Consider the following 24,007-nt stretch of genomic DNA (forward strand, 5'->3'; position numbering starts at 1 on the left):
GAATCTTTCCTAAGATATAAATTTTCGATCAAAAAATTTACGGAAGAACCTTGAAAATTTTATCGAAAAATTCCCTGGGCCTTCTTCCGTTTTCTTCAGTGATTCCGTTTTTGAAGATTTGTTTTTTTTTCCCTTGTGATAAAAGATAAATTTCATAAGGTTTTTTCTGTAAAATCACATGCACATAAGAAACATAAGAATCCGCGAACGTATCGTCCGCATTAGTTGAAGAATAAAGAGTGACGAAGGGAGTGTTTTTCAGTTTGCGATAGAGGTTGAGTCCTTCCGGTGCCAATCTGATCTTTTTGTCCCCGTAGAAACGTATCGTTTTTCTTTCTTGGAAAAAACCGGAATCGAATTCCGATTCGTTTTCTCCGATCCAGATACCTTGAAAAAAAGGAAAGGATCTGAAGTCTCTTTCTTTCAAGGAGTAGTCCGGTGCATGATTTCCTAAAACCGCAAGGATATGTCCGAATTCATGTAATAGTATGAAGGAAAGAGCGGCACTGATCGTATCTTTATCTTCCTCTTCGATTCGTAAATGAAGAGTGTTGTTTGCATCTTCCTGAAAAACAGTGTTTTCTTTAAAGCTGGCCCAATCGTTCGCCTTTCTGTTCAGAAAGTCTGTATCTAAGAAGATAATTCCCCCTATCGGTTTTTTTCCATCTCGTATAATTCCGGTTAAACCTGTTGATCCCAGTTTGCGCACGAAATAAATTCCATAAACGAATTCGTCGAACTGACGGTTGACTGCATCGGGGAGAGTCGCGCGCACTTCGCTCAATAATTTTTTGAATTCTTCCTCTTGAGAAGATTTTTCCGGAACATCTTTGAACCCGTCGATCGCATTGATTGAAGTAAGAGTCTTTTGATGGATTTCATCCAGCGGATAGGCTCTTTCATTCCATCTTTCCGGAAGAGGAATGGATAAGGATTGTTTTTGCAGCCCAGGATCTTCCGCACTCCAGGATGCATAAGGGTTGGGAGAAAATCGGGGAGCGGAGGGACTACAAGCTTGTAAAATCAGGATTCCCGAAAAAACGTAGAATAAGGTGCGATTTTTTTTTCTCATATCGTTGGCGGTCAGGAAAGTATTCCGAGAATTTAACATAATGATCAGGATCTTGGGACTTTGTCTGTTTCTTTTTTGTCCGATTTTGGCCCAGTCCAATCCTTGGAATCGGCTTCCCCATGTGAGGGTTCTCTCTAGAAAGGAAGTCAGTCATATCGTTTTAGAAGCCAGACCGGATCATTTCAGAGTGACCCTTCTTGTTTCGGAAAGGTATCCTTACAATTATAAATCTCTTTCCCATCCTTTTTTCTTTCGTATGGAAGATGAGAAAAAAGCGATGGAACTTGCGAATACAATGGACAAGTATTTGGATTCGGGCAAGTCTTTCACCATCACCCTAAAAGGGTCCGAGATCAGTCATCTGCTGTGGGGAGAGCCGTAATTGTCCCAAACTCTGTATAAATACTTTCACGATCTTTTTAAGAAACCCAATCGAACCGATTTCGAAATCATACAACTAGTAGAGCTAAAATATGATAGGGAATATATCTTTTATACCTTTATCATACATTTCATCGCTTACTTTCTTTTGATCCTCCCTCCTTTCTTTTCGTTTCGCGCAGAAGTGCTTCCCTATCTTCTGGGAATCACGATTGCAAGACTGGTTTTACTTCTCCAAAGTTATACAAAAATCGTTAACCTTGGTTTTGTGATCTATGTGAGCGGTTTTATCGCAGACGCTCTTTTGTACATTGCGATCGCTTATTCCATTCACAAAATTCCCAGTCTGGAAAACTATTATCTGGCGAATGCTTATTTGATGGTATTCATCATTCCGATTCTGCTCTTCAGTTTTCGAGTGCAAAGATCCGCATGTTTGTATCCCGGTTTTTTTCTGATTCTGTTTCATTGCGTTTATATTTATTTTTTGCCGGACGTATTTTGGGACGAAACCACTCATTTCTCCAAAATTTTTCCCATCATTACTTTTGCGGGAACATCTTTGGTGGGAAGCGTCTTCATTCTGAACAAAAGAAAGAACATCACCGACTTGTACCGGTTATCCGAAGAAAGAAGATACATCCAGCAGGAATTGGAACTTGCTAAAAAAGTGCAGGACGCCCTTTTTCCGAAGGACCTGGATATCAACGGTTTAAAATATAAGTATTATCGAAAGAACCCGAATCTCATAGGGGGAGACTTTTTCGATTTCGTACAACTCAGGGAAGGCAACGTAGGAGTTTTTCTCACGGATGTGGCCGGTCATGGAATTTCTTCCGCCATGGTCGCTTCCATCATGAAAGTACTCGTCTCTACCATTCCTTATCGTTTTAAACTTTCTCCTTCCAAACTTTTGGAATACCTGGACGAAAGACTTGCGAAAGATCTGAACAAATACCACGCTTCTGCCATCTATGTATTTTTCGATTTCATAGAAAAAAAGATGAACATAGGAAATGCGGGCCATCCTTATATCATTCACTGCCCTAAAGACGGTTCCTTCCAAGAGATAGAAACGGAAGGGGCCATTTTGGGATTCAATATCCGTTCTCCCATCGTTTACGAAAAAATAATGGAGTTTCAATCGGGAGATCGTTTCGTCATTTATACGGACGGACTCATCGAATCCACCACATCGAAAGGAGTGGAATTGGGTGCGGACGGTTTTCTGCAAATCCTCAATAAAAACAAGGAATTGCGTAAACTGCAAGATCTGGAAATTTCCATTCTGCACGAGCTTAAGTCGGAATTCGGGATCGAATCTTTTTCAGATGACACTATGTTTTTATTATTAGAAGTAGACTAAACAACGGAGAAATATTTTGCCTTTTATAGAGATTCAAAAGAAAACAAACTATGCTTTGGTGACCATCAAAAGACCGGAAGCATTGAATGCACTCAATGACCAAGTGATTTCCGAAATCGGAACTACAATCGACGCTTTGGAATCCGACACTTCCATCCGCGCCTTCATCCTTACCGGAGAAGGAAAGGCGTTCGTAGCAGGCGCAGACATCGCCAAAATGAAAGAGTTCGGGGAAAGCCAAGGAAGAGAATTTTCCGAGTTAGGCCAAAAGGTATTTAGAAAATTAGAATTATCTTCATTAGTTTCCATCGCTGCTATCAACGGTTTTTCTTTGGGAGGAGGTTTGGAACTGGCTCTGGCTTGTGACATTCGTTTTGCTTCTCAAAATGCGAAATTGGGTCTTCCTGAAGTTTCTTTGGGGCTGCTTCCCGGTTTCGGAGGTTCACAAAGACTTCCTAGAATCATCGGGGTGGGACGCGCCAGCGAGCTGATCTTCAGCGGAGACATGATCGGGGCGGAAGAAGCTTTCCGATTAGGCATTGTTAATCGAGTCACTTCTCCTGAGGAATTGTTACCTGAGTCCGAAAAATTAATTGCTACGATTTTATCGAGAGGGCCTAATGCAATCAAGGCCGCAAAGATGGCAATCCGCCAGGGAATCGAAACGAATTTGGACCGCGGATTGGAATGGGAAAAACAGCTATTCGGCGGTCGTTTTTCCGATGCGGAAACCAAAGAAGGTTTAGGTGCCTTTTTGGAAAAAAGAAAACCCAATTTCGGAGGTTAGATTATGCTTCGCAGGGTCGTGATTCTATTTATTTTCGGACTATTTTACCAATGTAGTCCAACTGATTCCGCTCCTGTTCAAACAGAAACCATCTTCGGATCGATCGGAGATCGTTCCTTAAAACTGGAAGTTGCGAACAATCCAAGCACTAGAGCTGTGGGTTTGATGCATCGAACTCGTTTGGGTGAGGATGAGGGCATGTTGTTCGTTTTCCCGAAAGAAGAATATCTTTCCTTTTGGATGAAAAACACTTTGATCCCTCTTACTTTGGGGTATTTCAGCGAAGATATGCGTTTGTTGGAAACCCACGATATGACTCCCAATCAAACGAAAGAAGTGTACAATTCCATGAAACCCGCCAAATATGCGTTGGAAGTGAACCTGGGTTGGTTTGCAAAAAACAAAATCGGGAAGGATGCAGTTCTGCTTTTGGAGAAGAAAATTTCCGCTAGAGATTAACCAAAAATCCCTTCTTTTTACTTGAATACAAAATCATGGAAGAGTAGTATCTTCTTCCATGATCGTAGAAAACTCCCGCCTCATCGACCTTCTCTCCGAAGAACAAAAAACGGATCTCTCTTCTCTCGAAAAACAATTCGCCCATCATCTGGAATACACGATCGGTAAAAGTAAATATACCATCAAAAACGAAGACATCTACAAAGCTTTAGGTCATACTGTTCGCGATTTTTTGATCGATCGACTGAATATCACGAACGAACGTTATAGAAAGGAAGATCCTAAAAAAATATTCTATTTTTCCCTCGAATTTCTGATGGGAAGAACATTGATGAATGCTCTCATCAATCTGGGGTTGTATGATCTCGTTAAACAAATGATTGGCGGCTTCGGTTTCAAATTGGAAGAGGTTTTGGAATTTGAAATGGATGCAGGGCTTGGCAACGGAGGATTGGGACGACTCGCCGCTTGTTTTTTGGATTCCATGGCGACCTTGAATATCCCCGGATTCGGATACGGGATTCGATACGATTACGGAATTTTCAATCAGATCATTGCGAACGGAGCTCAGGTGGAGATGCCGGATCATTGGGATGCGGACGGGGTTCCTTACGAAGTGATCCGTCCAGATGTGACTTATTCTGTCGGATTCTTCGGTTATACGGAAACCAAAGTTTCCGGAAAAGGAAAACTGCAGCATTATTGGATTCCCGATGAAACGGTTCTTGCATCCGCACACGACTGCCCCATCCCCGGATTTAACACAAGTACGGTGAACTATCTCCGCCTTTGGACCGCAAAATCTTCGGAAGAGTTCAATTTGGACTATTTCAATCACGGGGATTATATGAAAGCAGTGCAGGATAAATCCATCTCCGAGAACATTTCCAAGGTATTGTATCCGAACGATACCACCGAACAAGGAAAACTGCTCAGACTCAAACAGCAATACTTTATGGTTTGCGCTTCCTTGCAGGATATCATTCAAAATCATAAACAAACCCATTCTGGTTTGGAGAATCTTTCCGATAAAATCGCAATCCAATTGAACGATACTCATCCCAGCATCGGAATCGCGGAACTCATGAGAATTCTAATCGATCTGGAGGATTGGTCTTGGGAGAAGGCTTGGGACCTAACCATTCGCATTTTCTCATATACGAATCATACTGTTTTGCCTGAGGCTTTGGAAACTTGGAAAGTGAGTCTCATCGAGAAACTGCTTCCTCGTCATCTTGAGATCATTTACGAAATCAATCATAGATTTTTGGAATCAATAAGGAGTTCCGGGAAACTCTCCGATTTCGAGATCGGGGAAGTGAGTATCATTGCGGAAGGAGCGGAAAAAAGAATTCGAATGGCGAATTTGGCGGTAGTAGGTTCGAACAAAGTGAACGGCGTCGCTGCCCTTCATTCGGATCTCATCACAAAAACCATTTTCCGTTCTTTCTATAAGATATTTCCTGAGAAGTTCAATAACAAAACGAACGGAATCACTCCCAGACGTTGGCTGATTCAGTCGAACCCTGGTTTGTCGGAACTGATCTGTAAAAAAATCGGGGGAAGTTTTGCCACAGATCTAAGCCGCCTAAGGGATTTGGAAAAGTTCGTAGACGATGCCGATTTTAGGAACGATTGGGCGAATGTAAAACAAGCGAATAAAGACAATCTTGCCAAACTCATCAAGAGCGATACAGGAATCGTCATCGATCCCGCCTCCATGATCGACGTACAGGTGAAACGATTTCACGAATACAAAAGGCAGCTTTTGAATGTTTTGAGGGTGATCGCTCTTTACAGACGCATCAAAGAGAATCCGAATCTTCAGATCACTTCCAGAACCGTAATTTTCGGAGGGAAAGCCGCTCCAGGATATTACATGGCGAAACTCATCATCAAGCTCATCAATAACGTAGCTTGGATGGTCAACCACGACAAAGATGTGGATGGTCGCCTAAAGGTTGTTTTTCTTCCTAACTACAGGGTTTCTCTTGCGGAAAGAATCATTCCCGGAACGAATTTATCCGAACAAATCTCTACCGCTGGAACGGAAGCATCCGGAACGAGTAACATGAAATTTATGTTAAATGGTGCTCTTACGATCGGGACTTTGGACGGAGCCAATGTGGAGATGTTGGAGGAAGTAGGAGAAGAGAATATCTATATCTTCGGACTCAAAACGGAAGAAGTGTTCGCTCTCAAGGAAAAAGGTTATGATCCGGGAGACTACATCCGAAAGAATGAAGAACTTCATAGAGTGCTTTTGATGATTCGGGAAAATTATTTTTCCATGAACGAGCCTGGAGTTTTTTCCCCTATCTACGACAGTTTGTTTTATACGGACAGTTATTTGTTGGCGGCTGACTTTACCGCTTACGACGAAATGCAGAGAAAAATCGCCCAGGACTTCCGCAACCAAGATGTTTGGACCAAAAAAGCGATTCTCAACGTCGCTAGAGCCGGAAAATTCTCAACGGACAGGACTATCCGTGAATATGCGGAAGATATCTGGAAAGTTCCTCTCTTGCCTATGATGGAGCCTAAAACTAAGTACAAATTGGCATAAAAGTGGATTTACAATTTTCGGAAATCAGGCTAAGTTCGATGAGAAGGTTATCAGAATGAGTAAAGGTTACATCATTTGTGTCGATGATGAAGTATCGGTATTAGAGACATTGGCAGAGCAGTTGGCATCCCGGTTCGGGGATTCCCATTCCGTTGAAACGGCAAGCAGTGCAGAGGAAGCACTGGCTCTCATCGATGAAATCCAAGCCGGAAACGATATCGTAGAATTGATTGTTTCCGACCAAGTGATGCCCGGAATGAAAGGGGATAAATTTTTGGAGGAGGTCCACCAAAGATTGCCCGATGCGATTAAAATCCTTCTTACCGGACAAGCAGGTTTGGATTCGGCCATCTACGCCATCAATCACGGAGGGCTGAGTCGTTATGTGGAAAAACCATGGAACATCGAAGAACTATCCAAAGACATACGAGACCTTCTTGATAAATTCAGACAAAATTTGGAAAACCAACATCTCATCCAAGCCCTCAATCGCAGAATTATGGAATTGGAAGGCAGGGATTCGTAACCTATTTTTTATTTCATTCATTTTTTCCGCTTCCCTGTTGCCGGCAGAACCGGCGCCAGCATCTACGGAACAACCTTCTACATCCTCCTCTTCCCCCGCACCCGCCTCTTCTAAAAAGGAACTTAAACCGGAACAATTGGAGAAAAAAAAAGAAGTACTCTCCAAAGTATTAAAATACGGAACTTCCCAGGAAAGGAAACAGGCGTTATTCGAACTTTTGAAATTTCCAAAAGAGTATTCCAAAGAACTTCATATCCAGTTGGGAGAGATGTTGAAAACGGAAAAAGATTTGGGAATGAAAGTGGTGATGCTTCGAACGATTTCCGAACTAGGTCTTGCGGAAAACAAAGATACGATCATTTCTCTTTTCGAAGATCCGAACGAAGATGTTTCCAAACAAGCGGTGTCGACTGCTAAAAAACTCAAGATTGCGGAAGCGGTTCCTCCGCTGATTGAAAAATTGAAAAAGGAAGATTTCGCAAAGAACTCGAATGCGCTCAGTTTGTACATCAACGCTTTGGCGGATCTTCCTAACGGCAAAGATGCTGCCGGCTTTCTAGAAACAAAGTTTAAGGAAAAATTCAATCATTCTGATATGAGAGCACAGATCGCGCTTTATTTCGGTTCTGTGGGATACACAGCAGCCGATGCTGCATTGCAGGATGTTGCATTCGACGATAATCAACAAACTATACTTCGTTGTTATGCGATTAATTCTTTGGGGAAACTCAAATCCGATTCCGCAAGGCCGAAGTTATTCGAACTTCTGGATTCTTTGAAAAAAACTGCCGGCAAACTGGATGCTAAAAAAGCGCAGTCCTTAAAGATCTATGCGATCGGGGCTTTGGTGGTTATGGGAGACAAAGAGATTTTTCAGGAATTGAACGAATTTGCCAGAGACGACGACGCAATGGTTCGTTTGAGAGCCATCGAACATATGGGCAATATGAAAGATCCCGCTGCATTGGAACTGTTGGAATATAAAAGGGACAGAGACCCAAGTCCTAAGGTGCAGAAGGCCGCAAGAAAAGCGATCGATCAAATCCAAGGGAAAGAAACGAAACAAGATTTGGAAGAAGAAACGAAAGAGAATTCGGATAAGGAGCCACTTCCTTAAACGAATCCATGAAATTTTTAGAACTTATTTTTTTTATTTTCTTTTGTCTGGTTTCGTTCGGATTTACGGAAGCGCAGACTCAGCAGAAATATACAGGTTCTATTTCCGTAACGGAAAAAAGAATCGCAGACGCCAAAGAAGAATATAAAAAAACAAAACGTTTTCCCACCGAATGGAAGTTATTCTACAAAGGAAAAGAAGGGGATTTTGTCGTCTTTTACGATTGGAACGGGCAAGAAATTCATTATCGATACCGCAGAAATAAATTCGATTTGGACGGCGAAGAATTCGTAAAAGATCTGTTCCAGGGAAATCCGTATTTCATTCAAGGAGAATGGACAGGTTATTATTTTTATTCTTTGGATTCCAGAGGTAGAAGAAAGGTTTTGCCTGAGAAAAAGAACCTTCCCGCAAAGGAGGAAGAGTTCATCGACCTACATACGGTTCCTATTTTTAAACTCATCCGTTATCAGGAAATTTTTACCGACGAATTATTGTATTAGTATTTCCGTCTGCTTTTGTTTTTGAGAAATCAATCGACCCAAACCGTGGTAAGACGAAAAACTAAGAAACGCACAGATCCCAACGACGGCAGTCATGGGTAATGCCGTTTCCGAATGAAAAATTCCCACAACTGCGCTTGCAGTAGAACCCACAGCCATCTGCATGAAACCCATAAACGCCGAAGCGCTTCCTATATTTTTAGTAAAATGACTGAGCGCCATACCGTTGCTATTTGGAGTTATATTCCCCATACAAAATAGATATGTGTAGATGGGAACCAGTAGAAAAAACGGAGAGAGGGAAATTAAAAAATGAGAAAGAATCAACAACCCTCCCGTCCCGAAAAGAAAGGAAGTTGCTACGAAAAGAATTCGGTCGGATTCAAATCTGGAGAGTAAAATTCGACTGACTTGGCTTCCCAGAAGTAAACCGGTTACATTCACTGCAAACATGATCCCGTATTCTTTTTCAGTAAACCCGAACAGATCGATCATTACGAAAGGAGAACCCGCAAGATAGGCAAACATCCCTGCGGAAGCGAAACTGCCTGTCAACGCATAACGAAGGAATGTGAGATCTTTCAATACGAATATGTATTTCCCGAAGATGACGGAAGGTTTGAGTAATACGCTTGTATCCGCTTGTGTTGTTTCCGGTAGAAAAAAAGATACGGATACGAAAAGGAGAAGTCCGAAAACGCTCAAGACCAAAAATATGGAATGCCATCCGAACCAAGATGTGAGTAGTCCTCCCAGTGTGGGCGCGATCATAGGAGCGATTCCCATCGTAAGCATCAATAGGGAAAATACTTTCGCAGTTCTATCCGATGGAAATACGTCTCTAACGACTGTGTTGGCAGCAACCATTCCTACACATCCGCCTAATCCTTGTAAAAGTCGAAGAAGGATGAACGTATGAATGTTCGGTGCGAAAAAACATCCTACGGAAGCGATTGCATATAAGGAGAGCCCTATCAATAGAGGTTTTTTGCGTCCGAATCGATCCAAAATCGGGCCGTAGATCAATTGACCTAAGGAGATTCCTGCGAAGAAAAAAGTAAGGGAAAGTTCCACTCCGGAAATGTTGATCCCGAAGTATTTGGCGATTGCGGGAAAACTGGGAAGATACATATCGATGGAAAGAGGAGCCAGAGCCGTGAGAGTTCCCAGCAGAAGGATAAGCCAGGTTTCTTGTTTATTACTTAGATTTCTCATTTCCAATCCTTTCCGAAATTCGGATTTCGTTCAATAATGCAATATTATTGAAATAATGGAATATGGCGATCTAAATTGAAGGGAGGTTCTTAAAATTGATGCAAAAACTGAATGTTCGCATAATAGATGTAAGTGACAGTATCCGCTCTTTGGCTGAGACTTAAATTGACAGAGAATTCCTTTCCTATCAGTCTCAATTTCCATATTTCATTTCTTTCCGTTAGGTTGATATTGAAGTTCGTGGCAAAACTCCAGTTTTCGAACCAAGAACGCATTTTTATATTTTTATCCCTATAGATTCCGCTCATTTCCAAAAGATATCCGTACATCAAAGGGAAAGATAATTTTACTTCCCATTCCTGCTTTTTCTCTTTGGCCTCTGTTCCTAGGCTGATTCGATAGGAATCTTTTCTCCATTCGTAAAACAATCCTCTTCCGAAACTATGATTCGGTGAAATCCCGCTTTCTCTGTAGTCTCTATATCTCAAAACCAAAGCACCGTAGTCCGATGAAAAAATAGGGAAATGAATTCCGTATCCGGATTCATATCTAAGACCTTCTAATGATTGTAAGGCTTCCAACACGTAATACTTTTTCCAGCGCAATCGTGTGTATTGAAGGTCTTGCCGAACACCCACTCGGTCCACCATTTCATTTACAGGGAGAGAAAGTAAATTTCCTCCGTCACGATATGCGGTTCCTTCCCAATGCAGATCCCAACTCGCTTGGAATATTTTTCCGTATATAAATCCGAAGAACTGATCCGATCTTCCCATACCTTCTCCTTGCAGAGACAAATTCCAGTCTTTCATCGAATAACGATCGTTTATAAGCAAACTTCCTATGCGAGAATGAGGAGCCCATGTGAATGAGTAAGATCTATTCGGCGATACATAATAGATTCCAGGTTCGGGAGAAACGGATGTGGAATGATAGATTCCCAACCTATGCCCCGCCCCCTCTTTTTGAGAAGAGAATCCTAAAAAATAGGAAGTGAGAATGGGTTGAGGGAGTGGAGAATTTTTTCCATCGAATGCGGAATAAAAATCGGGGTCTTTTGCGAAATAAAATTGAGGGATCGGTTTGTATCTGTTTCCCGCAAACACTTGTAAGTAGGAAAAATTTCCGGAAAATCCTCCCGTAAACGTTTCGTTTCTTTTTTCCAAAATAAAGGACAGATTGTCCGTCATAAACCCCGCTTGTTGGCCGGATTGATTTTTACCGGAAGAGGGGAGATAACGAGCATCTAAATTCTGATAACTACCTCCCACAAAATAGATGTTTTCTTTTTTGCGGGGAGCTTCCCTTTCTGTGGCAGTGGTTTTCTTTTTCGTATCTACAAGATGTTTCCGTTTTAGAATTATATTATTTTTTCTGAATATAATGAAGATCTTTCTTTGGGTCTTTTCCGGTTTTTGTTTCAGCCATTTCAAAAAATAAATTTCTCCTCGGGAGGAGGCGGAAACAATTTCTGCGGATTCTGCCACAGTAAACCCTTCCTGCAACCAGAGGGAAACGGGTAAGGAGCGAAAATTCCCCTCCGCATTGGTAGAAATCACAAAAAAAAGATAAAAAAAGAGGCAGGGAAGGGGGAAAAGTAGCGATTTTTTGCCCGATCGTTCTGGATTCACGGACAAGAGAGAGAAAACAACAAGGAAATTGGTACGTAAAAAGCTTGTTTTTTAGAAAGAAAGGGTCATAATTCTATTTTTTTTTATCAAAAGGAGGGCCGGAAGGAGTATTTTGTCTCATCTATTTGCTAAATTGGTATTACAAACCGGTAAGAAATGCAAAAAAACGTTGACTTAACTTCTCATTTGTTAAGTATTGTAAACAGACGTTTAGTAAATTATTGGGAATCATTTTGAGTTTTATGTCGTCTAAGTAGATGACGGGGAGGAATAAAATATGATCGTTCGATCCATCCATCAACCCGCTTATAATCGCCACAAAGAGAGTGGCTTGGCAGGACAAGGTCCTACAAAAAAAGGTTTTGCTCATCAATCCGGTGGCAAGACTTTCGAAGAGTATCTCATGGAGGCCTTTCAAGGCGAGGTGGTACAAAAAGGAGATTGGGTTTCCCCCAAAATTTCCGATTTGAGCCAAAAGAATCTTCGTAGGCTTTAGTCTTGGATTTACGTGCCAAAGTCTTCCACAGCCCTAGCAGCTTGGAAGACTGGGAGCTTCTTTCCGTGCTTTGGGGCTCGGGAACCAGGGGAAATGATATCTACTCCACTTCTCGGTCTCTTTTGTTGCAGAGTTCCGGTCTAGTCGGTCTCGCACAATGGAATCCAGAGCGCCTATTGAATTTCCCCGGACTGGGCAGAGCGAAAGTCGCAGGTTTCATTGCCAGCTTGGAACTGTCTTCCCGGCTCACTCCTACGTCTCATCTTTCTGCTTATTCTTCTTCTTCTCCCAAATATCCTAAAAAACTTCCTCTTTTTCTTTGGAAAGAGGCCATCCGGCAAGAAAGGGAAACTTTCTACCTTCTCTCTCTTTCTAGGCAAGGGGAGCTTTTGGGAAAACATGTTCTAGGCACTGGGTCCGAAACGGAAGTCTGTGTTCGCAAAAAACATTTAGCTCAAACTTTATTCAGAGACCAGGCAGCAAGGGCGATCCTGGCTCACAACCATCCCAGAGGCAGCTTTCGACCCAGTGAAGAAGATCGAATTTTGTTTATAGAGGCCAAAAATTTTTTGGAAGAAGTGGAGATCGAACTTTTGGACCACTGGGTGTTGGGAAAAGAGGGAGTCTACTCTATCGCTAAGGAAAAAGCCCTTTCCCCATTTCGGAAAGCATAGTTTCCATTCCAGATTGAGGGGGTAATTCTCCGAAAATAAGATATATGCAGAAGCTATCGATTCTTTGGGCATTGGTTCGCCGTGACTATGCGTTGCAATATGCAGGTTCCTTTTTGGGAATTTCCTGGATGTTCCTCCAAAACATCATCCTCATCTCACTCTATTCTCTCGTTTTTTTAGTTTTGAATCTAAGAACTCCCAGCACTCAGGATGATTTCACATCTTACCTTCTGACAGGGCTTTTGTTCTGGATCCCTCTTCAGGAATTTTTAGTGAGAGGAACCGGAATTTTGACAGACAATCGTTCTTTGTTGAAACGTTCCTCCTTAGGTTTGGATCTTTTTATTTGGATTCCTTTTGTGCAGTATGTGATCCACGTATTCATCACATCTCTTCCCGTTTATGGAATGTTAGTGTATTACGGAAAGTTGACTTGGGTAGGAGCTCTTTCCGGCTGGATTTGCCTGATCTCTGTGGGATTGTATCTTCTTCTTCTTTTGCATTATCTTTCCCGATTGAACGTCCTTTTGAAAGATATTTCACCTTTGGTTCGTTTGGTGAGCCAGCTTCTTTTCTGGGGAATTCCAGTTTTGTATTATCCTACAGGATTTTTAAAAGATGTGAATCTTTGGAATCCTTTCACAATTCCATTGGATATGTTTCGATCCGTCGTGATCCGAGGTTATGAATCTCAGTTCGATTGGTTCGGAATTTTTCCTTTTGTATTTTCTTTTTTTCTCATCTACCTTCTTGCGAAAAGAAAGTTTCAGTCCGTGGTGCTTGACCATCTATAAGTATGGGCTCCATTCGAATCAAATCCCTTTCCAAGGAATACTTAGGCTTTTCCAAGCCGCATAGAAGAATTCTTGCAGGACTTAGTTTCGGTTATTGGGGAATCGATACACGTTATCGTGCTTTGAGTGACATTCATCTGAATGCGAAACAAGGAGAAGCGATCGGAATCATCGGTAGAAACGGAGCGGGCAAATCCACTCTATTGAAAGTTCTTTGCGGAGTGATTCAGGCGGAAGAAGGAGAGATTGAAATCGAAGGAACCCTTCGCGCCTTGCTTGAGTTAAGCGTAGGATTCAACCCTGAACTTTCCGGGGAAGAAAATGTATATTACAATGGGTTGGTATGGGGTTATCAACCGAATGAGATTCGTGAAATTATGGATTCAGTCTTCGAGTTTGCCGGCCTTACCGAATTTCGTAAAATCCCTTTGAAAAATTACAGCTCCGGGATGAGTATGCGGTTGGGTTTCAGTTTGGCTACCGCCAGAAGGCCGGATATACTCATCGTCGATGAAGCGTTAGCCGTAGGAGATGCCGGTTTTCAGCAAAAATGTTTGAATCGTTTTTATGAATTTTTGGCGCAAGGTTCCATCGTCCTTGTGGTGAGCCACGACCTAAGTTTAGTGTCTCATTTTTGTAAAAGAGTGATCCTTTTGGAGAAAGGTAAACTTTTGTTTGACGGTGAACCCAAAAAGGCGATCGAAAACTATATGCATCTTTTGGCCAATCCAGAGAACCTAGAGTTTATCGATTCGAATCCTCTTTCTTTGGGAGATTATATAGAGTCCCTTCATATCTCTTTTTTACAGAATGACAGGCCGGGGCCGGATCTATTGTTTGTGGGGGGGGAAACCTGCCTTCAGATAGAATTACAGGCGAAACAAGATCTAACTGATGTTACTGTCGGATTCCATATCGATGACGGGAAAGGAGTCCGTGTTTTCGGGACGAATTCCCTTCTTTTGGGAGAAAAAATTCCCTCACTGAAAAGATCGGAAACACGTAAGGTCCAGTTCCGGTTTCCCGTCCATTTTTCTGAGGGAAAATACTCACTAGGAGTGGCAGTTCATAAGGGAGAAACTCATATGGAAGGCAGTTATTTCTGGGGAGAATCCATTCACGATTTCGAAGTGGAAAGAGTCGGGGTGAATAAATCCGTCGGGTTGGCATATTTTCCTGTGGAAGTCCGGATTTCCTAAGGATTTTTCTTTCCATAATTCTATCCGTAACCCCTCGAAAAACAGTTTCCCAGAGACTAAATTTTAAAATTCTGGAGACAATATGAAAGTATGTGTAGTAGGAACAGGCTATGTGGGTCTGGTTGCGGGAACTTGTTTTGCAGAATACGGAAACGAGGTCGTTTGCGTAGATAAAGACGAAAAAAAAATCAAGGATTTAGAAAACGGAATCATTCCTATTTATGAGCCGGGACTCACCGAACTTGTGGAACGCAATCACAAAGAAGGCCGCCTTCACTTCACAACTTCTTTGAAAGAGGGAGTGGAAGCTTCCGAATTCGTATTCATTGCAGTAGGAACTCCTACATCCGACAACGGATCTGCCGACTTACGTTTTGTTTTTGCAGTCGCAGAAGAAGTGGGAAAGGCGATGAACGGTTATAAAATCATCGTAGATAAATCAACTGTTCCCGTTGGAACCGCCGACAAGGTAAAAGAGATCGTCGCAAAAAACACAAAACATCCGTTTGACGTTGTTTCCAATCCTGAGTTTTTGAAAGAGGGAGCGGCGATCGATGACTTTATGCGTCCTGAAAGAGTCGTGATCGGAGCCGATTCCGAAATAGCTGCAAAAAAAATGAGCGAACTTTATTCTCCGTTCGTTCTGAACGGAAATCCTATCATTACTATGGGGATTCGTTCCGCCGAACTTACCAAATACGCTTGTAACGCCTTCCTTGCTACGAAGATATCCTTCGTAAACGAAATCGCAAACCTTTGCGATGCGGTGGGAGCTAATTTCGAAGATGTTCGAAAAGGTATGGGAACAGACTCTCGTATCGGCAGACAATTTTTATACGCCGGAATCGGGTACGGCGGATCTTGTTTTCCTAAAGACGTAAGAGCGTTACTCCGAACTGCGGAAGAATACAACACATCTATGGAAATCATTCAATCTGTGGAAGATGTGAACGAAAGGCAAAAGACTCGTCTTACTGATAAAATTTTCGAACATTTCAAAACAAAGGATATGAAGGGCAAAACGTTCGGGATTTGGGGACTTGCTTTCAAACCTGGAACGGACGATATGAGAGAAGCTCCTTCTATACCTTTGATCTACGAACTTCATAAAAACGGAGCGAAGATCCAAGCCTTCGATCCTGCTGCGATGGAAACTTCTAAATACTATTTCGACGGTAAAGTGGAATATAAAAAAGATGCTTACTCTGCGCTGCAAGGAGCGGATGCTTTACTTCTTCTTACCGAGTGGAGAGAATTCAGAGAGCCGGATTTCAATAAAATCAAATCTCTTTTGACTTCTCCTTTGATTTTCGACGGAAGAAATCAATATAAGCCAAGTTATATGAAAGAAGTAGGGTTTACCTACTATTCGATCGGTAACCGCTAAAATCCTTTTCTGATCGCTTCCAGCGCCTCGTCTACGGAATGTATATCCTCAGGATCATCCAGGCGAGGCCTAACTTCCGTTAATATTTTTTTTGCAAGTTTTTTTTCTCCAACTTCCTTTAAAGAAAGTCCGTAACAGAGTTCCGCAGTCACGGAATTTTTAGACTTGGGATATTTATCCAAAAAACTTTTCCATGAGGATGCGGATTGTTTCCAATCCTCCATTTGCACATGGATAAGACTTAGGTTGAATAAAGCATCTTCTTGAACGGATTTGTCTTTCGGGATTTCCGAATCAGCAGCTAACTTTAAGTAAACTTTTGCGTTTTCGAAATCCTTTTTATGATAATAGTAGGTCCCTAATCGGAATTGGATGCTGGATGAATTCGGCTTTCTGTTCAATTCGTTTTTTAAAACGATTTCTAAATCGGGAGAAGCCAATACTTTTTGAGAAGTATCTAGGATAGTCTTTTTAGTGGAAAGCCCTGTGATCTTTGTAAGAAAATTTGAATATTGATCGATGTATAGGATGGTAGGATAACCTTCGATTCCGTATTTTTGCATCAGATTCGGGAATTCTTCACCGTTTAACCTAACAGTAACGAAACCTTCCAGGACCTTCTCTACTTCCTTATCCGGGAAAATTTCCTTTTCCAAAACCTTACAGTAACCGCACCAATCCGCATATAAGTCGATGAGTATCGGTTTGTTTTCCGATTTGGAACGTTCCAATCCTTTTTTGATTGAGGATTCCCATATAGTTTCTGCCAAAAGGGAAGGAACAAAGCTGAGAGTTGCGAAACAAAATAAGACAGAAAAAAATTGTCTCATAAGCTTATTCTTTCTCCTCTTCGAAAACTTCTCAATCGGTAATTTTCGCTTTTTCGAAATTTGCAGAGCAGATTCTCTGGTAGGAAAGTGCAAAATTTATGGAATTTTTACAAAAATTAGAAGACGTTTTAAGAAAAAGAAAGTCTGAGCTGCCGGAAAAATCTTATACCGCTGAACTTTTCCGAGATGGTGTGGATCGCATTTTGAAAAAGATCGGTGAAGAAGCCAGTGAGGTGATCATCGCGGCAAAAAATCCGAATGAAAAAGAACTCATTCATGAAGTGGCTGATTTGATTTTTCACGTGGAAGTTCTTTTGGTAGAAAAAGGCCTGAGCCTAGACATCATTGCCAAGGAATTGGAAAAAAGACACAGTTAAGCGGAACACTTCGATTGGAGGCGATTTTGAATTTCATCCTTCGAAGTGTGCTTCGGATTCTCTCTCCTTTTTCCTTTCTTTATCAATTTCTTTTTTTCCTCGACCGCACTCTTACAAAATCGAAACGAATTGATGGCGCTCTTGTCATCAGTGTGGGGAATCTTACCGTAGGAGGAACCGGTAAAACTCCTTTCGTCCAACATTTGGTTTCTTATATCCGAGACAATCATAAGGATTATTCCATCACCATCCTCAGCAGAGGGTATAAGGCATCTCTCAGTGAAACGGGCGCTAAATTGGAAGAGAGTTCCCTTCCTTCCGAAGTAGGAGATGAACCTAAACTTCATAAGGAAACTTTTCCAGATGTTCAAGTGATCATTGGGAGAAATAGATTCGATAGTTTTTATAAATTCAATTCTGTTCCCAAAGGGAAAAAACATATACTTTTGTTAGATGATGGTTTTCAACATCATAAAATCGAAAGGGATTTCGATTTCGTTCTTTTGGATGCGAATCGTCCTTTAGGAAACGGATACACCATTCCTTTGGGAATTTTAAGAGAGCCTTTGTCTTCCTTAAAAAGAGCGGATGCCGTTTTGTTTACTAAAATCACGGAAGCAACTAGAAAAGAAGTTACTTTGTTAGGCGAAGTCATAAGTTCTCGTTTCCCGGGGCTTCCTGTTTTGCATTCCCGTTTTTCGGCAAAACTGAATCCTTCCGAAGTTTCCGCAGATTCTTTTCTAGTAGTGACCGGAGTAGGAAATCCTGAATTCGTTCGTAAGACTGCGGTTTCTCTTTTGCCGGGAAAAAAGATCGAAACCAAATTTTTCCCGGATCATCATCATTATTCTCAAGAAGAGATGATCTCTTTATTATCCGATATAAAGCCGAATCAAGGTTTGGTGACTACGGGCAAAGACTGGATCAAATGGAAAGAGTTTCCTTCGTTTTTGGAAAAAATCAAGGAATTGAATGTTTCTTTATTTTTAATTTCCCTGGAAGTGGAGATGGAAGAAAAGGAACGGTTTAGGATCCTATTGGAATCCCTCTTTTCCAATTACGAAGCAAAAATCTCTCGGGGCGAAAATCGTCTCTGAGATTCTGAGGAAGTAGACTCGGTTCGGACAATGCTTCTCTCACTATGATTTCCGCACTCAATAGAGAATGGGTCAATCCTCTGGAACCGAGTCCGCCCAAGACATAAACATTATTATGGTATTTGATCTTAGGGGATTTTCTGATATGAGACTCTCCTTTTTTATAAGGATTCTCTTTTTGGAATATTTCCGCATCCGGTAGGTTTCCCAGAACAGGTCTTCTGTCTTGGGTTTGTGATCGAAAACTAACTCTTGTTTGTAATGCTTCCGGCGAGGAAAGAAGTTTATCCCAATAGGCGTTTGATTCCGGGAATACCGATTTTGCGGATCGAATCATGTCGACGGATTCGGAAACTCTAGGTTCTTCTTCCCATTTGAATTCGTCGAAGCTGGCTCCTAACACGGAACCGTATCCTAAATCTTCGGTGATATAGTTTCCGAATAATACGGAATGATCTAAAGGAATCAGTAAATCGTCTTTAGGTAATCGTACAATCTGTCCTCTTACTTTTCTTAAAGTCATCCATTTCGTGCGATGATCTTCCGAGATTTCGTTGGAGTTGCATAAAAACAGAAATTGGGAACGGTATTTTTTTTGTTCCGTTTCCATCTCGATGGGAGAGCCGTCTTCCCATCGGATGAATTCTTCCGAAGTATGGATTGTTAAATGGTCTTCTGCGAGTCTGCAGATCGTTTCCGTGAACAAAGGAGGGGAAACCGTTTTTCCGTTTTTGAAGAAAACAGATTCCTTGTCTTGAGAAAAAGAGGTTTGTTTTTTGATTTCAGCTTCCGTTTCAGGGACATTGTGTGTGGACAAAGCGGTATGATATCTGTCCTTATCCGTTTCCGTTTGTGTTAGGAAATGGATTCCTTCTTTTGAGAAATGATCCACCTTCCGATCCGTACGAATTGAACGAAAAGATTCCCGGATTCGATTCCATTCTTCGTTCAGAAATCGAAACGCAAAAAGAGAAAACTCACTTTCGGATGTTTTATGTTTGGTGAGAAAAGGATAAATCAATCCTACGGGATTACCGCTTGCTCCTTCCGCCAAGTTCTGTCTTTTTTCGAGTAGAAGGGTTTTGATTTTTCTTTTGGCAAGAGAATAAGCGACGGAAGCACCTGCGATTCCTCCTCCAATCACTACCGCTTCGTAAACTTCAGTTTGTGCGTGTGAATCGGCCAACTAACATCTCTCTTTTTTTCCCGAAACCTTTTCTTTTTTCCACGGAAAACCCCAGGTTTTGCAGGGATCTTCTTACGAAACCTGCCGCGGTGAATGTAGAAAAGCTGGAACCTTGTTTTGATTTTTCTGCGACTGCGGAGAGTATTTCCTCGGACCACATTTGAGGATTTTTAGAGGGAGCAAATCCGTCCAGATACCAAGAATCGATAGATACATCCCAAATTTTGAGAACTTCGGAAACATCTCCCAAATACAGTTTTAAGGTGAATGTGGATGTTCCGCTGGGATGAGGAACGATCCATTCCCAAGGATCTTGCGGTATAGGTTTCCTTGCCATATAATTTAGGTAGGATTGCAGAATCGAAGTTTCCCAAGTGATGAGTTCGGGAAAATGAGTCTGCATCGTTTTAAGTGTTCTCTCTTCTAATGGATGTTTTTCGAGAGTATAAAAGAATAAAGAAGGAGGTTTTTTTTCTTTCCTCCAAAGCTCCAAACTTACGAAATAATTGAGTCCCGTTCCGAATCCTAATTCTCCTATACTGAAAGAGCTTTTTCCGGATGCTTTTAGTTTCTTGGGTATGTCGTTCCCTTCCCAAAAAACATAAACGGTCTCTTCCATTCCCCCTTCTTTGGAAAAATAGACATCGCCAAACTCTTTTGAGACGGGAACGTCGGATTCGAAAATAACTTCTGTCAATGTCCGAAATTTCCAGATTGAAAGTCAGTGAATGCCTGCATGATTTCTTCTTTCGTATTCATGACAAAGGGGCCGTATTGTACGATCGGTTCCCGAATCGGCTCACCTAATACTAATATACCTTCGGCGGGAGAATTCGTTTTGTTCTCGATCACTATCTCTTCTCCCGATCCGAAAACTCCCAGAAAACCTGTAGGCAAGGATTCGTTCTCAATTTCTATATTCCCTTCCGCTACATGCACAAATCCGTTCCATTGGGAAGAAACCGGAATCTTTAAACTACCGTTAGGTTTGATGTACCAATGAGAGTAGAGAAGAGGTGTTTTTGATTTGGCAGGGCCTTGTATTCCTGAAATTTCTCCCGCTAATATATCGATATGCCCATCTTCCGATTCGAGTCTTTTCCAGTCTTTTCTGGAGACGTCGAAATAACCAGGTTCGATCATTTTTAAGCCTGATGGAAGGTTGACCCATAATTGGTATCCTCTCATCATCCCGTTCTCTTGTTTGGGCATTTCGCTGTGAACGATCCCTCTTCCGGCAGTCATCCATTGAACTCCCCCTTTTTCGAGTATTCCTCGATTGCCTTTGGAATCGTTGTGTTCCATGATTCCTTCTAAAAGGTAAGTAACCGTTTCGAAACCTCTGTGGGGATGATTGGGAAAACCTGCCAGATAATCGTCCGGGGAATCGCTTTTGAATTCATCCAACATAAGGAACGGATCCAAATTGGGTATATCTTCCGTGCCGATCATTCTGCGGAGTTTGACTCCGGCGCCGTCTGTGGCTGCGATTCCGCTGGTTTTGTAGGATATTTTTCTTCGGCCCATAGTAAGGATTAGACTAGGGGAGTTTTGGCTATGGCTAGTCTTATTTGGAGAGGGAAATATGGTAGGTACCACATTTTGTTCCTTCTTTTCTGATTGCCAAATACCTCTTTGCAGTCTCTTTTTAATTCATCTTCCGTAGGAGAGGAGTCTTCGGCTCTTTTTGCGATTCGAATGAAACAATGGTTCCGCATACTTTTATCTGTATTCTTAGCGTTCTCTCTTTTGATCGGTGTGGTCTATGCAGTAGGATCCGGCCTTCCCCAAGCGCATACAGTATCCTTATCCACGGAACTTCCGTTAACTCCGGACAAATTGTATCCTAAATTGAGAAACTTCCGCGAATTTCCTTCTTGGCAAAAGAATTTGGAGTCGGTGGAACCTGTCAGTGAGATTTCCTGGAAGGAAAAGGATACGAGCGGAGATACGATCACTTATGCAATCGTTAAGGAAGAACCGAATCGAATGTTCGAAACGAAAATTATGGATGAAGACCTTCCTTTCGGCGGGTCATGGACGTTTGAAATTTCTGAAACGAAAGACGGCAGCCGTTTGACGATCACAGAAAACGGATACGTTTATTCTCCTATCTTTCGATTTGTCGCTCATTATGTGATGGGAAACGATTCCTCTATTAAAACTTATTTAGAATATTTGAATTCTGCTTTGAACCGGGAGAAAGTTTCTAAGTGACAGAGGGATATTCCGGAAAACCTCTAGGTGATAAACTGGGATTGAAGAAGGGAATGCGTGTTCATTTCCTTTCTCTTCCGGAAGAAGTAAAGGAGGATCTTTCCGTTTATTTGGCCGAAGCGGAAGTTTCCAAAACCTTAAAAGGAAAATTCGATTATCTGCATTTATTCACCAAGGAAACGGCAGAGCTGGAAAAGAAATTCCCCGTCCTTGTGGAACATCTTGCGGAGAAAGGAATGATTTGGATTTCCTGGCCGAAAGGTTCTTCCAAGGTGCCTACTGATGTGAATGAGAACCTAGTTCGTGAGATCGGCCTAAAACTAGGGATAGTAGACGTGAAAGTATGCGCTGTTTCTTCCGTTTGGTCCGGTTTAAAGTTTTATAGAAGAAAAATATAATCTTATAAAATGATTGAATCGAATTCCTAAGAGGGTATAGTATTTCGGAAAATGCTAAGGAAGGTTCCGCAATGTTTTACCCCAAACCTCCTCCGTACGACGCTCTCGAATGGGCAAAAAAGTCATTTCAAGATCGGGCAAGATTAGCCTGCCAAGCCTGGGCCGTGCAAGGATACGGTTCTCCTACAGGCGCCTATTTGGTGTATGCATTTAAGGTCGTTTTCTATATTTGGGGCTGGTCCTATTTTTGTTCCTTCACTCCAGGATTAGGAGAATGGGACTCTATTGTTTGGTGGTGGAATCCTATCGCCTTCCAAAAGGCAATCGTCTGGAGTCTTTTTTTCGAAATATTAGGGTTAGGTTGTGGGAGCGGTCCGCTTACCGGGAGATATTTCCCTCCGATCGGAGGGTTTCTGTATTTTTTAAGGCCGGGAACAACCAAACTTCCGTTATTTGAAAATGCTCCTGTCATAGGAAACCGCAACAGAGGTTTCATAGAGATCTGTCTTTACGCAGGTTTACTTGTTTTTCTCGTTTTGGCATTGACACACCCTTCTCCTGGGTTTTGGGAATGGCTTCCTATCGTCATTATCCTTCCTTTGTTAGGTGTTTTGGATAAAACCGTTTTTCTTGCTTCAAGACCCGAACATTATTTGGTGACCATTGTCACATTCGCTTTTGCACCCAATTGGATTGCCGGCGCCATGGCGGTTCAATTGGCTCTTTGGTTGTTTGCAGGATTTTCCAAACTCAACCATCACTTCCCTTACGTAGTCTGCGTGATGGCAAGCAACAGTCCGTTCACTCCTTTTTCCTGGTTTAGAAAGGCGATGTATAAGGATTATCCGAACGATTTGAACCCATCGGCAACCGCAATAGGAAAGGCTCGCATGGGGATTTTATTGGAATTGGGAACTCCTATCGTGCTCACAGCCGGTGTATTATTAGGAAATTATAATATCATCATTGCGGGGCTCGTTTTGATGGTATTTTTACATTCCTACATCACTAGCAACGTTCCTATGGGAGTTCCGATCGAATGGAATTTTATGGTGGTGTATGCGGGGTTCTTTTTGTTCGGAACCAATCCCAATACGATTCCGTTCGATGTAGATTCTTTCCCTGTTCTTTTGTTTTTAATCTTTACCTGTTTGCTCCTTCCTGTTTTGGGGAATTTATATCCGGATCGAATTTCTTTTTTACTTTCGATGAGGTATTATGCGGGGAACTGGGCTTGCAGTGCTTGGTTGTTTCGGGGGAATAGTTCCGAAAAGTTAAATCGACTTACGAAAACTTCCGCAGGTGTTTACGATCAGTTGGATCGCTTTTATGATAGAAAGGCATCCGTGGGACTTTTAAGTAAAGTGATGGCATTTCGTCTTATGCATCTCCATGGAAGAGCATTTCAGAAACTGGTTCCTTTGGCAGTTACTCGTTCGGAAGATTACGAATGGATGGAAGGGGAGTTGATTGCAGGTATGGTCACCGGATGGAATTTCGGAGAAGGTCATCTTCATAACGAACAATTGTTACGTTCCGTACAGCATCAATGTGCTTTCGAGGAAGGTGAATTGGTTTGTATCTTTCTGGAGTCTCAGCCTCTGGGTAAGTCTACACAAGCCTTTCGAATCTTCGATGCGAAAAAAGGACTTATCGCTTCCGGAACTGTGGAAATCGGAGAGTTGCTGAATTTACAGGCTTGGCCTAAAAATTCTTCTGCTTCCTAAAC

Annotated in this window: 25 protein-coding genes; 18 read left to right on the forward strand and 7 right to left on the reverse strand. The window is 41.9% G+C overall.

What is annotated here, in order from left to right; translation table 11 throughout:
- Positions 1-37: 37 nt before the first annotated feature.
- On the reverse strand, positions 38-1,111 hold the full coding sequence (locus EHS15_RS09735; RefSeq protein WP_135760375.1) for a hypothetical protein: 1,074 nt from the start codon (positions 1,109-1,111) through the stop codon (positions 38-40).
- Between the two features lies 1 nt (position 1,112).
- Here EHS15_RS09735 and EHS15_RS09740 point away from each other — a divergent pair, with 1 nt between their 5' ends.
- Genes EHS15_RS09740 through EHS15_RS09775 form a run of 8 tightly spaced genes read left to right on the forward strand, consistent with a single transcriptional unit; the run spans position 1,113 to position 8,777 of the window.
- Positions 1,113-1,454 carry a hypothetical protein gene (locus tag EHS15_RS09740; RefSeq protein ID WP_135760376.1) on the forward strand — a complete coding sequence of 114 codons (342 nt, stop codon included), beginning with the start codon at positions 1,113-1,115 and terminating at the stop codon, positions 1,452-1,454.
- Complete coding sequence (locus EHS15_RS09745; RefSeq protein ID WP_135760377.1) at positions 1,455-2,819, forward strand: PP2C family protein-serine/threonine phosphatase; 1,365 nt, start codon at positions 1,455-1,457, stop codon at positions 2,817-2,819.
- Between the two features lie 16 nt (positions 2,820-2,835).
- Positions 2,836-3,606: an enoyl-CoA hydratase-related protein gene (locus EHS15_RS09750; RefSeq protein WP_135760378.1), complete on the forward strand. Its 771-nt coding sequence runs from the start codon at positions 2,836-2,838 to the stop codon at positions 3,604-3,606.
- A gap of 3 nt (positions 3,607-3,609) precedes the next feature.
- Complete coding sequence (locus tag EHS15_RS09755; RefSeq protein WP_135760379.1) at positions 3,610-4,065, forward strand: DUF192 domain-containing protein; 456 nt, start codon at positions 3,610-3,612, stop codon at positions 4,063-4,065.
- Positions 4,066-4,123: 58 nt separating this feature from the next.
- Positions 4,124-6,631 (forward strand): glycogen/starch/alpha-glucan phosphorylase, encoded by a 2,508-nt coding sequence (locus tag EHS15_RS09760; RefSeq protein ID WP_135760380.1) that lies wholly within the window; start codon positions 4,124-4,126, stop codon positions 6,629-6,631.
- A gap of 55 nt (positions 6,632-6,686) precedes the next feature.
- The gene (locus tag EHS15_RS09765; protein ID WP_135760381.1) at positions 6,687-7,157 is read left to right on the forward strand and encodes a response regulator; all 471 of its coding nucleotides are present in this window, start codon (positions 6,687-6,689) and stop codon (positions 7,155-7,157) included.
- A gap of 37 nt (positions 7,158-7,194) precedes the next feature.
- On the forward strand, positions 7,195-8,274 hold the full coding sequence (locus EHS15_RS09770) for a HEAT repeat domain-containing protein (RefSeq protein WP_135760382.1): 1,080 nt from the start codon (positions 7,195-7,197) through the stop codon (positions 8,272-8,274).
- A gap of 8 nt (positions 8,275-8,282) precedes the next feature.
- Positions 8,283-8,777, forward strand: a complete 495-nt coding sequence (locus EHS15_RS09775; protein ID WP_135760383.1) for an LIC_11959 family protein — start codon at positions 8,283-8,285, stop codon at positions 8,775-8,777.
- On the opposite strand, the gene EHS15_RS09780 is transcribed toward EHS15_RS09775, so the two are convergent.
- A complete protein-coding gene (locus EHS15_RS09780; protein WP_135760384.1) occupies positions 8,766-9,992 on the reverse strand; it encodes a multidrug effflux MFS transporter in 1,227 nt (408 codons plus the stop codon). The genes EHS15_RS09775 and EHS15_RS09780 overlap by 12 nt on opposite strands.
- Positions 9,993-10,081: 89 nt before the next feature.
- Positions 10,082-11,479, reverse strand: coding sequence for a hypothetical protein (locus EHS15_RS09785; protein ID WP_135760385.1), 1,398 nt, complete (start codon positions 11,477-11,479; stop codon positions 10,082-10,084).
- Between the two features lie 421 nt (positions 11,480-11,900).
- On the opposite strand from EHS15_RS09785, the gene EHS15_RS09790 reads away from it, so the two are divergent.
- From EHS15_RS09790 to EHS15_RS09810, 5 genes are all read left to right on the forward strand, one after another.
- Positions 11,901-12,119: an LIC12298 family protein gene (locus EHS15_RS09790; protein ID WP_135760386.1), complete on the forward strand. Its 219-nt coding sequence runs from the start codon at positions 11,901-11,903 to the stop codon at positions 12,117-12,119.
- 2 nt (positions 12,120-12,121) lie between these two features.
- Positions 12,122-12,793: a JAB domain-containing protein gene (locus EHS15_RS09795; RefSeq protein WP_135760387.1), complete on the forward strand. Its 672-nt coding sequence runs from the start codon at positions 12,122-12,124 to the stop codon at positions 12,791-12,793.
- A gap of 44 nt (positions 12,794-12,837) precedes the next feature.
- Entirely contained in the window at positions 12,838-13,587 is a 750-nt protein-coding gene (locus EHS15_RS09800) for an ABC transporter permease (protein WP_135760388.1), read from the forward strand.
- A 2-nt stretch (positions 13,588-13,589) separates the two neighbouring features.
- The gene (locus tag EHS15_RS09805; RefSeq protein WP_135760389.1) at positions 13,590-14,786 is read left to right on the forward strand and encodes an ABC transporter ATP-binding protein; all 1,197 of its coding nucleotides are present in this window, start codon (positions 13,590-13,592) and stop codon (positions 14,784-14,786) included.
- An 82-nt stretch (positions 14,787-14,868) separates the two neighbouring features.
- Positions 14,869-16,173 carry a UDP-glucose dehydrogenase family protein gene (locus EHS15_RS09810; RefSeq protein ID WP_135760390.1) on the forward strand — a complete coding sequence of 435 codons (1,305 nt, stop codon included), beginning with the start codon at positions 14,869-14,871 and terminating at the stop codon, positions 16,171-16,173.
- Here the strand turns inward: EHS15_RS09810 and EHS15_RS09815 are convergent.
- Positions 16,170-17,003, reverse strand: coding sequence for a tetratricopeptide repeat protein (locus EHS15_RS09815; RefSeq protein ID WP_135760391.1), 834 nt, complete (start codon positions 17,001-17,003; stop codon positions 16,170-16,172). The two genes, EHS15_RS09810 and EHS15_RS09815, sit on opposite strands and share 4 nt — an antisense overlap.
- Positions 17,004-17,101: 98 nt before the next feature.
- Between EHS15_RS09815 and hisE the strand changes: the two genes are divergently transcribed.
- Positions 17,102-17,380 (forward strand): phosphoribosyl-ATP diphosphatase, encoded by a 279-nt coding sequence (gene hisE, locus EHS15_RS09820; RefSeq protein ID WP_135760392.1) that lies wholly within the window; start codon positions 17,102-17,104, stop codon positions 17,378-17,380.
- A 26-nt stretch (positions 17,381-17,406) separates the two neighbouring features.
- A complete protein-coding gene (gene lpxK, locus EHS15_RS09825) occupies positions 17,407-18,477 on the forward strand; it encodes a tetraacyldisaccharide 4'-kinase (RefSeq protein ID WP_246052046.1) in 1,071 nt (356 codons plus the stop codon).
- Here lpxK and mnmC1 read toward each other — a convergent pair.
- Genes mnmC1 through EHS15_RS09840 form a run of 3 tightly spaced genes read right to left on the reverse strand, consistent with a single transcriptional unit; the run spans position 18,407 to position 21,190 of the window.
- Entirely contained in the window at positions 18,407-19,663 is a 1,257-nt protein-coding gene (mnmC1, locus tag EHS15_RS09830) for an FAD-dependent 5-carboxymethylaminomethyl-2-thiouridine(34) oxidoreductase MnmC1 (RefSeq protein ID WP_135760393.1), read from the reverse strand. The genes lpxK and mnmC1 overlap by 71 nt on opposite strands.
- Positions 19,638-20,360 (reverse strand): tRNA (5-methylaminomethyl-2-thiouridine)(34)-methyltransferase MnmC2, encoded by a 723-nt coding sequence (gene mnmC2, locus EHS15_RS09835; protein WP_135760394.1) that lies wholly within the window; start codon positions 20,358-20,360, stop codon positions 19,638-19,640. The genes mnmC1 and mnmC2 overlap by 26 nt, the downstream gene beginning before the upstream one ends.
- Positions 20,357-21,190, reverse strand: coding sequence for a pirin family protein (locus EHS15_RS09840; RefSeq protein ID WP_135760395.1), 834 nt, complete (start codon positions 21,188-21,190; stop codon positions 20,357-20,359). The genes mnmC2 and EHS15_RS09840 overlap by 4 nt, the downstream gene beginning before the upstream one ends.
- A gap of 108 nt (positions 21,191-21,298) precedes the next feature.
- On the opposite strand from EHS15_RS09840, the gene EHS15_RS09845 reads away from it, so the two are divergent.
- The 3 genes from EHS15_RS09845 (at position 21,299) to EHS15_RS09855 (ending at position 24,005) form a co-directional block, all read left to right on the forward strand.
- Positions 21,299-21,880, forward strand: coding sequence for an LIC10604 family protein (locus EHS15_RS09845; protein WP_135760396.1), 582 nt, complete (start codon positions 21,299-21,301; stop codon positions 21,878-21,880).
- Positions 21,881-21,933: 53 nt separating this feature from the next.
- Positions 21,934-22,278, forward strand: a complete 345-nt coding sequence (locus EHS15_RS09850; RefSeq protein WP_135760460.1) for a DUF3052 family protein — start codon at positions 21,934-21,936, stop codon at positions 22,276-22,278.
- 71 nt (positions 22,279-22,349) lie between these two features.
- Positions 22,350-24,005 carry a DUF3556 domain-containing protein gene (locus EHS15_RS09855; protein ID WP_135760397.1) on the forward strand — a complete coding sequence of 552 codons (1,656 nt, stop codon included), beginning with the start codon at positions 22,350-22,352 and terminating at the stop codon, positions 24,003-24,005.
- Positions 24,006-24,007: the final 2 nt, after the last annotated feature.

The sequence above is a fragment of the Leptospira idonii genome (assembly GCF_004770995.1).
GTDB lineage: Bacteria > Spirochaetota > Leptospiria > Leptospirales > Leptospiraceae > Leptospira_A > Leptospira_A idonii.